Raw genomic sequence first — 11,183 nt, 5'->3', positions numbered from 1 at the left:
GAGGCCGGCCCGGCCGCTGACGATTCCTGCACAGTGCCTGTGCGCCGCTGGACGGTCATCCCCCGGGCTTGCCCGCGCTCCGTGCCCCCCGGCATTCGTCATACGATTGTCCGCATTCCAGGAGGAGCCCAGATGTCCCGTACCCCGTCCCCCCCGTCACCGCGCACGGCCCTGGTCACCGGCGCGAGCTCCGGCATCGGCAAGGCTTGTGCGACGGCCCTGCTGCAGGCGGGCTGGCAGGTGGTGTTCGTGGGCCGCCGAGCGGCCCTGCTCGACGCGGCCATCGCCGAGGCCGAGGCCGGCCAGCCCGGCTGCAGCGCCCGCGCGCTGGCCCTGAGCGCCGACATCGGCGACGAGGCCGCCGTCGCCGCCCTGTTCGACACCGTGCGCGAGCGCTGCGGCCGGCTCGACCTGCTGTTCAACAACGCCGGCATCTCGCTGCCGGTGCGCACGCCCGACGCCCTCGATCCGGCCGATTGGCGGCGCGCGGTCGACACCAACCTCAACGGCGCCTTCTACTGCCTGAGCCACGCGTTCCGCCTGATGCGGGCGCAGCAGCCGATGGGCGGACGCATCATCAACAACGGCAGCATCTCGGCCCACGTGCCGCGCCCGGGCTCGATCGCCTACACCGCGACCAAGCACGCGATCACCGGCCTGACCCGCGCCGCGTCCCTCGACGGCCGGGCCTTCGACATCGCCGTCGGCCAGATCGACATCGGCAACGTGGCCAGCGACATGACCGAGCGCATGGCCAACGGCGTGCCGCAGGCCGACGGCAGCATCCGCCCCGAGCCGCGGATGGACATGTCGGCCGTGGTCAGCACCTTCCTGGCGATGGCCGAGCTGCCGCTGTCGGCCAACGTGCTGTTCACGACGGTGATGGCCACCCGGATGCCCTACGTCGGACGCGGCTGAGCGCCGGGATCCACCACGACCGCCGCGCCGCCCGGCACGGTCCGATCCGCTCCCCACCTTCCGGCCCCGGGCCGGGCACCGCACCATGACCGCACGCCTGCACGGCAAGACCGCCTTCATCACCGCCGCCGGCCAGGGCATCGGCCGCGCCATCGCCGAGGCCTTCGTGCGCGAGGGCGCCCGCGTGGTCGCCAGCGACCGCGACGCCGCCCTGCTGGACGCCCTGGCACGCGACACCGGCTGCGCCGTCGAGGTGCTGGACGTGACCGACGCCGCCGCCATCGCCGCCTGCGCGGCCCGCGTGCAGCAGGCCCACGGGCCGGTGCAACTGCTGGTCAACGCCGCCGGCATCGTGCATGCCGGCGATGTCCAGGCCTGCACCGAGGCCGACTGGGACCTGGCCTTCGCGCTCAACGTGCGCGCCCAGTGGCACACGATCCGCGCCTTCATCCCCGGCATGCTGGAGGCCGGCGCCGGCGGTCGCCCGCGCGGCGGCTCCATCATCAACATCGCCTCGGTGGCCGGCAGCGTCAAGGGCGTGCCCAACCGCTTCGTCTACAGCACGACCAAGGCCGCCGTCGTCGGCCTGACCAAGTCGGTGGCCGCCGACCACGTGACCCGCGGCGTGCGCTGCAACGCGATCTGCCCGGGCACCGTCGAATCGCCGTCGCTGCGCCAGCGCATGCAGGCCCAGGCCGCGGCCGGTGGCCAGAGCCTGGCCGAGGTCGAGGCCGCGTTCGTCGCACGCCAGCCGATGGGCCGCCTGGGCCGGACGGACGAGATCGCCGCACTGGCCGTCTATCTGGCCAGTGACGAGAGCGGCTTCACCACCGGCACCACCCAGATCATCGACGGCGGCTGGTCGAACTGATCGATCCCCTGCGCGCCACCGCCGCACCGCCCGTGCTTTCCCTGGGACGGGTCGCCCACCGGCCCGCCCCACCCTGCCCCGCACCGACACCCCGCGAACCATGAAACTCCTCCGCCACGGCCCCAAGGGCCAGGAACGCCCGGCCCTGCTCGATGCCGACGGCCACGTCCGTGACCTCTCCGGCGTGATCCCGGACCTGCGCGCCGACATGCTGACGCCCGAGGGCCTGGCGCCGCTGCGCGCCCTCGATCCGCGCAGCCTGCCGCGGATCGAGCAGCCCGGCCGCATGGCGCCGCCCTGGTCCGGCATGGGCAAGTTCATCTGCGTCGGCCTGAACTACGCCGACCACGCGGCCGAGTCCGGCCTGCCGGTGCCGGCCGAGCCGGTGCTGTTCACCAAGCACGTCAGCACCGTGGTCGGCTGCAACGACCCGGTGGTGCTGCCCCAGGGCTCGGTCAAGACCGACTGGGAGGTCGAGCTCGGCGTGGTCATCGGTCGCAAGGCGCGCTACGTCAGCGAGGCCGACGCGCTCGCCCACGTCGCCGGCTACTGCGTGGTCAACGACGTCTCCGAGCGCGAGTACCAGCTGGAGCGCGGCGGCACCTGGGACAAGGGCAAGGGCTGCGACACCTTCGGCCCGATCGGCCCCTGGCTGGTGACGGCCGACGAGGTGGCCGACCCGCAGGCGCTCGGCATGTGGCTGGAGGTCAATGGCCACCGCTATCAGAACGGCAGCACGCGCACCATGGTGTTCGGTGTCGCCCACCTCGTCAGCTACATCAGCCGCTTCATGACGCTGTATCCGGGTGACCTGATTTCGACCGGCACCCCCCCGGGCGTGGGAATGGGACAAAAGCCAAATTCGATATATCTGAAACAGGGCGATAAAATGACGCTCGGCATCGACGGCCTGGGTCAACAGGCCCAGACGGTGCACGCCTGGGACCCTGCGTTGATTGACGGTTAAAAAAGTCATGGACTCGGGGCTCAGGCTCGCGGCCCAGAAGCCGAGATCAGAGGTGCGTCGGCGATGGCGATCGGCGCGCCCAGGGGGGTTGGCCCCTACAAGAGCCCAGAGCCCATGCGAACCCGTACTGTCACGATCTACAACGGCCTGCGCATCCGTGTGCCCGAGCACATCCAGCGCATCGACACCCACAGCACCCACGGTTGGCAGATGCGTTATGGCACGCCGACCCTGTTCTTCTCGGATGGCCAAGGCCAGGGCAACGGCCCGCGGCCGGCGCTCAAGCGTGCGATCGACGCCTTGCGTCAGCGCATCGCCGATCTGCCGGCACCGACCGGCCTGCAGCGCGGCCTCAGCCCGAACAAGCAGAACGACCTGCCGGTCGGCATCAGCGGCCCGATCCTGCGTCACCGCCCGGGCCGCTCGGTGCCCGAGTGCCACTTCTCGGTCAACCTGCCGCGTTTCGGTGCCAAGCCGCTGCGCCGCAGCGTCTACATCGCCAACCAGAACACCTACACGCCCGAGCGTTACCAGGCGGCACTGGATTCGGCGATCAAGATGCGGCGCGAGGCCGAGGAGAAGTACCAGTCCGACGCCACCACGGCCAAGCGCTCGGCTGCGGCCAAGCTCTGACCCGGCGTCCGCGCTGCGGCGCGGGCTGACGGGTCGCCATGTCTTCCGCCCCCTCCGTCCGTCACCCGCGCCGACCGCCCTGAGGCTCTGTCGGCCCACAACAGCCCCTGCCGGGGCTGTCGGTGCTGGTGCGCCCGCCGGTCCACGACGACCGGCACCGCCCACCGCCAGCACCGCATGAGCCCGCATTCCGCCGTCATCCGCATCCATCCCGACGACGACGTCGTCATCGCCCGCCGCCAGCTGCTGGGCGGCGAGGCCCTGGCCGAGGAGGCCGGCCTGCGCGTCAGCGGCCTGGTGCCGCCCGGCCACAAGCTGGCCACGCGCGACGTGGCCGCCGGTCAGCCGGTGCGCCGCTACGGCCAGATCATCGGCCACGCGACCCAGGACATCGCGGCCGGCCAGCACGTGCACGTGCACAACCTGGCCTTCGCCCGCTTCGAGCGCGCCCACACGCCCGGCGCCGATGCCCGCGCCCCGGCGCCGGTGGCCGAGCCGGCCCGCTTCATGGGCATCGTGCGACGGGAGGCCGACCGCGCGGGCCAGGTCGCCACGCGCAACTACATCGGCATCCTGACCAGCGTGAACTGCTCGGCCACCGTCGCCCGGGCGATCGCCGACCGCTTCCGCCGCGATGTCTTCCCCGAGGCGCTGGCCGGCTTCCCGCAGGTCGACGGCGTGGTCGCGCTGACCCACGGCATGGGCTGCGCGACCGATGCCCAGGGCGAGGAGCTGCAGGTGCTGCGCCGCACGCTGGCCGGCTATGCCCGGCATCCGAACTTCGCCGCCGTGCTGGTCATCGGCCTGGGCTGCGAGACCAACCAGATCCAGGGCCTGATCGAGCAGGAGGGGCTGCAGGTCGGCGAGCGGCTGCAGACCTTCTCGATCCAGGACACCGGCGGCACGGCCCGCACGGTGGCGCTCGGCGTCGAGCGCATCCGGGCGATGCTGCCGGCCGCCGACCGCGTGCAGCGCGAGCCGGTGCCGGCCCGCCACCTGACGGTGGGCCTGCAGTGCGGCGGCTCCGACGGCTACTCGGGCCTGAGCGCCAACCCGGCCCTCGGCGCCGCGGTCGACCGTCTGGTGGCCCACGGCGGCACCGCCATCCTCAGCGAGACGCCCGAGATCTACGGTGGCGAGCACCTGCTGACCCGGCGCGCCGCCAGCCCGGCGGTGGCCGACAAGCTGCTGGCGCGCATCGCCTGGTGGGAGCGCTACACCGCGCGCAACGGCATGTCGATGGACAACAACCCGTCGGCCGGCAACAAGGCCGGTGGCCTGACCACCATCCTGGAGAAGAGCCTGGGCGCGATCGCCAAGGGCGGGACCACGCGGCTGGTCGAGGTCTACGAGTACGCGCAGGCCGTGAGCGCGCGCGGCTTCGTCTTCATGGACACGCCGGGCTACGACCCGGTGTCGGCCACCGGCCAGGTCGCGGGTGGCGCCAACCTGATCTGCTTCACCACCGGCCGCGGCTCGGCCTACGGCTGCGCGCCCTCGCCCAGCCTGAAGCTGTCGACCAACAGCGCGCTGTGGCGCCGCCAGGCCGAGGACATCGACATCGACTGCGGCCGCATCATCGACGGGCTGGCCAGCATCGACCAGATCGGCGAGGAGATCTTCCAGCGCATGCTGGCCACCGCCAGCGGTGAGCGCAGCCGCAGCGAGCAGCACGGCTACGGGCAGGCGGAGTTCGTGCCCTGGCAGCTCGGTGCGGTGATGTGAATCGCGCCGCGGGCAGCGGCCCGGGCCGCAGGCCTCAGACCGTCACCGGCATCACGTAGATGTCGGTGTCGGGCAGCAGCGTGCGCAAGGTGTCGAAGGCGGCCTCGGCCCGCTCGGCCGCGCCGCAACGCGCCTGCAGCGCGAGATGCAGCTCGACCTCGCCCGGCTGCACGTGCAGCCGCCGCACCCCCCCGAGCTCCGGCGCCTCGGGCGCGAAACCCAGGCGCTGGCCGAGCGCGGCCAGCAGCCGCTGCAGCTCGGGCCCCGGACCGCTCAACTCGGTGGCCACACAGGCCTCGCCCAGGGCCGTCCGGCAGATCGGTCCGGTGCTGCCGGCGGCACAGGCCGAGCAGCCGCCATCGGTGCTCGGGGTCTCGGCCAGGATCGGGATCGACGGACGTGCGCTCATGACGGGATCTTGCCTCGGTCGACGCGGCGCGGATTGACGGCCGTCAATTGACGTCGGACAGGCGCGGCCAGATGGCGGCCCGCCCCCGCCGCTCAGGCGACGGGTACGGCCTTGACCAGCAGCATGCCGCGGCCGACCACCGACGGCCGCGCATCGGCATCGGCCACCACCGCATGGCCGTCGACGTGCAGCAGCCAACCTTCCAGACGAGGGTGCCATTCGACGGTGGCGACCTGCCAGTGCAGCCGCAGCTCCTGCTCGGCGAACACCGGCTGCTTGAACGCGAAGTTGAAGTTCAGGCACAGCAGCTCGCGGGCGAAGCCCTCGCCCGGACGCGAGAAGTGCGTGCTGGCCAGGCCGATCATCATCGAGGTCGTGTGCTGGCCGGCGGCGATGATCTCGCCGTGGCGCGCACGCCGCGCCGCCTCGGCATCGTGGTGCAGGGCGTTGGTGTCACCGGTGAGGTCGGCGAACTGCGCGATCTGCTCGCGGCTCAGACGCAGGCTGCGCGTGCAGTGCTCGCCGACGGCCACCGGCACGGGCAGGGACGGGACGGGCGGATCGACAAGGCTCATGGACTCGGTACGGTCTGGGCGGGAATCGGAAGGGGTGTCGCCGGGCCGCGGTCAGCCGGACGAAGGAAAGCGCTTGTGCGGATCGTAAGGGAAGACGTCATGCACATGGCCGGCCAGGATGCGTGCCTGATGGGATTGCCAGAAGGCCGGATCCAGCAGATCCGCATGGTGGCGCATGAAGACCTCGCGCACCGCCGGATGCCCGAGCAGGAAGGGCGCGAAGGTCTCGGGAAAGACGTCGCGCGGGCCGACCGCATACCAGACCTCGCCCGACATCTCGTCGTCCTCGTCACGCGGCGGGGGCACCTGGCGGAAGCGGCAGTCGCTCAGGTACTCGATCTCGTCGTAGTCGTAGAACACGACCTTGCCGTGGCGCGTCATGCCGAAGTTCTTCCACAGCATGTCGCCGGGAAAGATGTTGGCCGCCACCAGGTCCTTGATCGCGTTGCCGTACTCGATGACCGCGTGCTCCAGCTGGGCCGGCGTGGCGTCCTGCAGCCAGATGTTCAGCGGGATCATCCGGCGCTCGATGTAGACGTGGTGGATGATCAGCTGCTCGCCGTCCTCCTCGATCTGGCTGGCGCAGCAGCGGCGCAGCTCGTCCATCAGCGCCTCGCTGATGCGCGCGCGCGGCAGCGGCACGCTGGCGTACTCGGCGGTGTCGGCCATGCGGCCGACGCGGTCATGCGCCTTGACCAGCAGGTACTTGGCCTGCACCTGGGCCCGCGTCGTCTCCTTCGGCGCCGCGAAGTGGTCGCGGATGACCTTGAACACGTAGGGGAAGGACGGCAGGTCGAACACCAGCATCACCATGCCGCGGATGCCGGGCGAGAGGTCGAAGCGGTCCGAGCTGTGGCGCAGGTGGTGCAGGAAGTCGCGGTAGAACGCGTTCTTGCCCTGCTTGTGCAGGCCGATGGCGGTGTAGAGCTCGCTGCGCGGCTTGCGCGGCATCAGCCCGCGCAGGAACTGCACGCAGGCCGAGGGGATCGCGATGTCGACCATGAAATAGGCCCGCGCGAAGCTGAACAGGCGCAGCAGGTCGTCCTCGGTGAACAGCGCGGCGTCGATGCGCAGGCGGCCGTCGTCGCCGTGCAGGATCGGCAACGCCATCGGGATCTCGGTGTTGCCGTTGACGATGCGGCCGATCAGGTACGCGCCCTTGTTGCGGTAGAACAGGCTCGACAGCACCTGGATCTGGAAGTTGGCCCGCCGGGGCAGGCCATCGGGCAGGTGCTCGCACAACACGCCGAGGACGCGGCCGATGTCGCGGTCCAGATCCTCGAAGGGCCGCTGCAGGCCGAAGCCCTGCACCACGCGGCGCAGCGTGCGGTGCAGATCGTCGCCGTCATGGCCCGGGCGCGCCGGGTAGTAGGCGCGGTAGGTCGGCGCGGCCTGCGGCTCGTCGTCGTCGATGTACTCGGTGCTGACCGTGGGCCGCACGAAGATGCAGTCGTTGCGGAAGTCGCGCCGGTGCAGCAGCCGGGTGGTGACCGAGTTGAAGAAGGTCTCGGCCAGCTCGGGCTGCTGGTGCGCCAGCAGCCACCCGATGTAGTGGCGCTTGACGCGGGCCCACAGCACGGCGTCTGGCTGCGTCGCACCCAGGCCCTGGCGCAGCCGCTCGACGCATTCGGCGACGCGGCGCTCGTAGTAGGCGATGCGCTCGGCCTGGGCCTGCTGCTGTGCGGCCCAGTCGGCCGCCTCGAAGCGCGCCCGGGCGGCGCGGCTGGACTCGCGGAACAGCCGGTAGTGGCGGTCGAAGCCGTCGAGCACCTCGCGCGCGATCGCCGCGGCCACGCCGGCACCGGGCACGGGCGGCGCGAAGGCGGCCACGGCCGTGGGGCGGTCCCCGGAGGCGCCGGCCCGCTCCACGGTCAGAGCGCGGCCTGGGCCTGGCGGTAGCGCTGCTTGACCAGGGCCAGCGCGGTGTCGTAGGCCAGCCCGACGTCGTCCGGCCCGCCGACGGTGATGCGCAGATCCTCCAGCAGGCCGTTGTGCAGACCGTAGACCCAGCCGTGCACGACCACCTGCTGGCCGCGCTGCCAGGCATCGCGCACGACCGTCGTGCGGCAGACGTTGCGCGATTGTTCGAGCACGTTGAGCTCGACCAGCGCATCGACCTGCAGCGAGACATCGAGCCCGGCCAGGAAGCCCTCGTGCGCATCGCGCACGTCCTGCACATGGCGCAGCCAGTTGTCGACCAGACCGGCGCGGGCGTTGGTCAGCGCGGCGCGCACGCCCCCGCAGTTGCTGTGGCCGACGACGATGATGTGGCGCACCTGCAGCGCATCGACCGCGTACTGGATGACGCTCAGCGCATTCAGGTCGGAGTGCACCAGCACGTTGGCCACGTTGCGGTGGACGAACAGCTCGCCCGGCAGCAGATCGACCAGCTCGTTGGCCGGCACGCGGCTGTCGGCGCAGCCGATCCACAGGTACTGCGGCGTCTGCTGCTGCAGCAGGCGGCTGAAGAAGCCGGGCTCACGGGCTTCGGTCTCGGTCGCCCAGCGGCGGTTGTTGTCGAACAGGTTGGAGAGGTCGTCGGTCATGGTCGGGACTGCGGATGAGGGGGGCGGCCCCGGCTCGTGGCCGGGCCGCTGGCCAGGCGGATGCAAGGCAGTGTAAGCAGGCCGGATGCACCGCAGCTGGACGCGCCCTGGGCGGGGCCGGAGGGCGCGATCGACACGGCGCCGGCGGCGCGGGTTCAGTCCAGCCGCGGCAGCACGTCGCTGCGCAGTGCGCCGCGGGTGAGCTCGTAATCGGGCAGCACCGAGCGCACCACCTCCCAGAAGGCGGGGCTGTGGTTCATCTCGCGCAGGTGGGCGAGCTCGTGGGTGACCACGTAGTCGATCACGGCGGGCGCGAAGTGCATCAGCCGCCAGTGCAGGCGCACCGAGCCGTCGGCACTGGCACTGCCCCAGCGCGTGGCCGCCGAGCTCAAGCCCAGCCGGCGGACCGTCACGCCCAGCCGCGGCGCGAAATGGGCGACGCGGACCCGGAACCAGTCCCGCGCCTGACGCTGCAGCCAGGCCTGGACCACCTCGCGGATCTGCGCCGGCTCGGCGGTCTGCGGCAGGCCGATGCGCAGCACGCGGCCGTCGGGCGTGTCCTCGAGCCGGGCCGCACCGGCCGCCGGATCCAGGCGCACGCACAGCGGTTCGCCCAGATAGGGCAGCACGGCGCCGTCGCGCCAGTCGATGCGCGCGGCCTCGACCCGGCGCTGACGCTCGTGCTGCTCATGCAGCTTGCGCAGGATCCAGGCGCTCTTGGCGCGCAAGGCCTGCTCGACGTCCCCCAGGCTGACCCAGCGCGGCGCGGCCACGGCCAGGCCGTCGACATTGATGGTCAGGCCGATCGAGCGCCGCTGGGCGCGCCGCAGCGCATAGCCGACGCGGTGCTCGCCGAGGACGATGCTGCGGCTGGCCCGCGGGTGGAGGAAGCGGGCGGAGGCATCGCCATCCGCCGGCGCCGCGACCGGCAGGGCCCGGCCGGCGCCGGGGGGCGGCAGTGACGGAGGCAGCGGCGACGGCGACGGCGGCGCGGCGACCGGACGGGCCGCGGCAAAGCCCGCGTCGAACAGCGCCAGCTGTTGCGGGTCCGGGGTGTCGCGCTCGGGATGTCGGGCCATCGGCCGGAATTCTAGTGACCGCACCGTCGTGCCGGTCGGGAACCGGCCCCCGGCGGGGTCCGGGGCGGCTCAGGCCTGCCGCGAGGCGGGCGCGGCGCCTGCTGCGGTGGCGGCCGGATAGGCCTGCGGGTCCAGCCGGACCATCTCGGCCTCGATCCAGCCCTCGACCTCGGCCATCAGTTCGTCATGACGGCGGCCGACGGACGGGATCGGCCGGCCGATCGACACATCGATCACGCCCGGACGCAGCAGGAAGCTCTTGCGCGGCCAGCAGCGCGCGGACGTGACGGCCACCGGCACCACCGGCACCCCCGTCTGCACCGCCAGCCGGGTGGCGCCGGTCTTGTACTCGCCGCGCTCGCCGCGGCCCACGCGGGTGCCCTCGGGGAACATGATCAGCCAGATGCCGCGCTGCATCAGCTCACCGCCCTGCTTGAGCACCCGGGCCCAGGCCTCGGCGCGGCGGGTGCGATCGATGTGGACCATGTCCAGCCGCGCCATCGCCCAGCCGAAGAACGGGATGCGCAGCAGCTCGCGCTTGAAGACGAAGGCCAGCGGATGCGGCATCAGCATCGGCAGCGCGAAGGTCTCCCAGGTGCTCTGGTGCTTGGGGCACAGGATGACCGCGGCCTGGGCCTCGGCGGCCGTCGGCAGGTGCTCCATGCCCTGCACGCGCCAGCGCACGCCACAGATCCAGCGCGCACCGAGGATGGCCGCCTTGAGCCAGCCGGCGCACACCCAGTACAGCGGCGCGCCGCCGCGCACGACCGAGAACAGCAGCGCGAAGATCGCCCACGGGATGACGGTGACGACCAGGTAGACCAGGAACAGGACGGAACGCAGCAGACTCATCGGGATGCCGGACTCGCGGCCGGTCGGGTCAACAGGTGGGTGGCGAAGGCGTCCAGGCTGGCATGGGCGCGCGCACCCGGCACCTGGCCCAGCACGACCTCGATCTCGGACGGCGTCAGCGCGGCGGCACGGCCGCTGCACACCAGATGCGGCTCGCAGCCGGCGGCGCCGGCCGCCTGCAGGTCGCGCAGCGTGTCGACCACCATCGGCACCTGGCGCAGCGCGATGCCGTAGCGCTTGGCGATGTCGTGCATCAGGCCGGGCAGCGGCTTGCGGCAGGTGCAGGACTCCTCCGGCGCGTGCGGGCAGAAGAACACCGCGTCGATGCGCCCGCCGACCGCCGCGAGCTCACGGTGCATGTGGGCATGCACCGCATTGACGCTGGCCATGTCGATCAGGCCGCGGCCGATGCCCGACTGGTTGGTGGCGATCACCGCATGCCAGCCGGCATGGTTCAGGCGGGCCACGGCCTGCAGGGCACCCGGGATGGCGGCCCACTCCTCCGGCGCCTTCACGTGGTCCTTGCGGAACACGTTGAGGATGCCGTCGCGCCCGAGGATCAGCAGCTTGACGATGTGTTGCATGCGGCAGTCGGAAGCAAGCGCGAC

General features: G+C 72.0%; 12 protein-coding genes. 5 read left to right on the top strand and 7 right to left on the bottom strand.

What is annotated here, in order from left to right; genetic code table 11:
• Window positions 1-132 precede the first annotated feature (132 nt).
• The 5 genes from AACH11_RS00730 (at window position 133) to AACH11_RS00710 (ending at window position 5,114) form a co-directional block, all read left to right on the top strand.
• Window positions 133-918, top strand: a complete 786-nt coding sequence (locus AACH11_RS00730; RefSeq protein WP_341372275.1) for an SDR family oxidoreductase — start codon at window positions 133-135, stop codon at window positions 916-918.
• Between the two features lie 85 nt (window positions 919-1,003).
• Complete coding sequence (locus tag AACH11_RS00725) at window positions 1,004-1,789, top strand: SDR family oxidoreductase (RefSeq protein WP_341372274.1); 786 nt, start codon at window positions 1,004-1,006, stop codon at window positions 1,787-1,789.
• A 100-nt stretch (window positions 1,790-1,889) separates the two neighbouring features.
• Window positions 1,890-2,756, top strand: coding sequence for a fumarylacetoacetate hydrolase family protein (locus AACH11_RS00720; RefSeq protein ID WP_341372273.1), 867 nt, complete (start codon window positions 1,890-1,892; stop codon window positions 2,754-2,756).
• Window positions 2,757-2,870: 114 nt separating this feature from the next.
• Window positions 2,871-3,389 carry a hypothetical protein gene (locus tag AACH11_RS00715; protein ID WP_341372272.1) on the top strand — a complete coding sequence of 173 codons (519 nt, stop codon included), beginning with the start codon at window positions 2,871-2,873 and terminating at the stop codon, window positions 3,387-3,389.
• Window positions 3,390-3,566: 177 nt separating this feature from the next.
• The gene (locus AACH11_RS00710; RefSeq protein ID WP_341372271.1) at window positions 3,567-5,114 is read left to right on the top strand and encodes a UxaA family hydrolase; all 1,548 of its coding nucleotides are present in this window, start codon (window positions 3,567-3,569) and stop codon (window positions 5,112-5,114) included.
• Window positions 5,115-5,148: 34 nt separating this feature from the next.
• Here AACH11_RS00710 and AACH11_RS00705 read toward each other — a convergent pair whose 3' ends face one another.
• From AACH11_RS00705 to gmhB, 7 genes are all read right to left on the bottom strand, one after another.
• A complete protein-coding gene (locus AACH11_RS00705; protein ID WP_341372270.1) occupies window positions 5,149-5,523 on the bottom strand; it encodes a hypothetical protein in 375 nt (124 codons plus the stop codon).
• Window positions 5,524-5,615: 92 nt separating this feature from the next.
• On the bottom strand, window positions 5,616-6,098 hold the full coding sequence (locus tag AACH11_RS00700) for a MaoC family dehydratase (RefSeq protein WP_341372269.1): 483 nt from the start codon (window positions 6,096-6,098) through the stop codon (window positions 5,616-5,618).
• Between the two features lie 51 nt (window positions 6,099-6,149).
• The gene (gene aceK, locus AACH11_RS00695) at window positions 6,150-7,928 is read right to left on the bottom strand and encodes a bifunctional isocitrate dehydrogenase kinase/phosphatase (RefSeq protein ID WP_341372268.1); all 1,779 of its coding nucleotides are present in this window, start codon (window positions 7,926-7,928) and stop codon (window positions 6,150-6,152) included.
• Between the two features lie 41 nt (window positions 7,929-7,969).
• Window positions 7,970-8,644, bottom strand: a complete 675-nt coding sequence (gene can, locus AACH11_RS00690) for a carbonate dehydratase (protein WP_341372267.1) — start codon at window positions 8,642-8,644, stop codon at window positions 7,970-7,972.
• Window positions 8,645-8,799: 155 nt separating this feature from the next.
• The gene (locus AACH11_RS00685; RefSeq protein ID WP_341372266.1) at window positions 8,800-9,723 is read right to left on the bottom strand and encodes a M48 family metallopeptidase; all 924 of its coding nucleotides are present in this window, start codon (window positions 9,721-9,723) and stop codon (window positions 8,800-8,802) included.
• Window positions 9,724-9,792: 69 nt separating this feature from the next.
• A complete protein-coding gene (locus AACH11_RS00680) occupies window positions 9,793-10,575 on the bottom strand; it encodes a lysophospholipid acyltransferase family protein (RefSeq protein WP_341372265.1) in 783 nt (260 codons plus the stop codon).
• A complete protein-coding gene (gene gmhB / locus AACH11_RS00675; RefSeq protein WP_341372264.1) occupies window positions 10,572-11,159 on the bottom strand; it encodes a D-glycero-beta-D-manno-heptose 1,7-bisphosphate 7-phosphatase in 588 nt (195 codons plus the stop codon). The genes AACH11_RS00680 and gmhB overlap by 4 nt, the downstream gene beginning before the upstream one ends.
• Window positions 11,160-11,183 lie beyond the last annotated feature (24 nt).

It is taken from the genome of Pseudaquabacterium rugosum (assembly GCF_038066575.1).
GTDB lineage: Bacteria > Pseudomonadota > Gammaproteobacteria > Burkholderiales > Burkholderiaceae_C > Pseudaquabacterium > Pseudaquabacterium rugosum.
The sequence above is the reverse complement of the archived record's forward strand: the minus strand, read 5'-3'. Positions and strand labels throughout refer to the sequence as shown.

Excerpts from the sequence above, each read along its gene's own strand:
- AACH11_RS00730 (WP_341372275.1), top strand. The coding sequence starts at position 133 with ATGTCCCGTACCCCGTCCCCCCCGTCACCGCGCACGGCCCTGGTCACC.
- AACH11_RS00725 (WP_341372274.1), top strand. The coding sequence starts at position 1,004 with ATGACCGCACGCCTGCACGGCAAGACCGCCTTCATCACCGCCGCCGGC.
- AACH11_RS00720 (WP_341372273.1), top strand. The coding sequence starts at position 1,890 with ATGAAACTCCTCCGCCACGGCCCCAAGGGCCAGGAACGCCCGGCCCTG.
- AACH11_RS00715 (WP_341372272.1), top strand. The coding sequence starts at position 2,871 with ATGCGAACCCGTACTGTCACGATCTACAACGGCCTGCGCATCCGTGTG.
- AACH11_RS00710 (WP_341372271.1), top strand. The coding sequence starts at position 3,567 with ATGAGCCCGCATTCCGCCGTCATCCGCATCCATCCCGACGACGACGTC.
- AACH11_RS00705 (WP_341372270.1), bottom strand. The coding sequence starts at position 5,523 with ATGAGCGCACGTCCGTCGATCCCGATCCTGGCCGAGACCCCGAGCACC.
- AACH11_RS00700 (WP_341372269.1), bottom strand. The coding sequence starts at position 6,098 with ATGAGCCTTGTCGATCCGCCCGTCCCGTCCCTGCCCGTGCCGGTGGCC.
- can (WP_341372267.1), bottom strand. The coding sequence starts at position 8,644 with ATGACCGACGACCTCTCCAACCTGTTCGACAACAACCGCCGCTGGGCG.
- AACH11_RS00685 (WP_341372266.1), bottom strand. The coding sequence starts at position 9,723 with ATGGCCCGACATCCCGAGCGCGACACCCCGGACCCGCAACAGCTGGCG.
- AACH11_RS00680 (WP_341372265.1), bottom strand. The coding sequence starts at position 10,575 with ATGAGTCTGCTGCGTTCCGTCCTGTTCCTGGTCTACCTGGTCGTCACC.
- gmhB (WP_341372264.1), bottom strand. The coding sequence starts at position 11,159 with ATGCAACACATCGTCAAGCTGCTGATCCTCGGGCGCGACGGCATCCTC.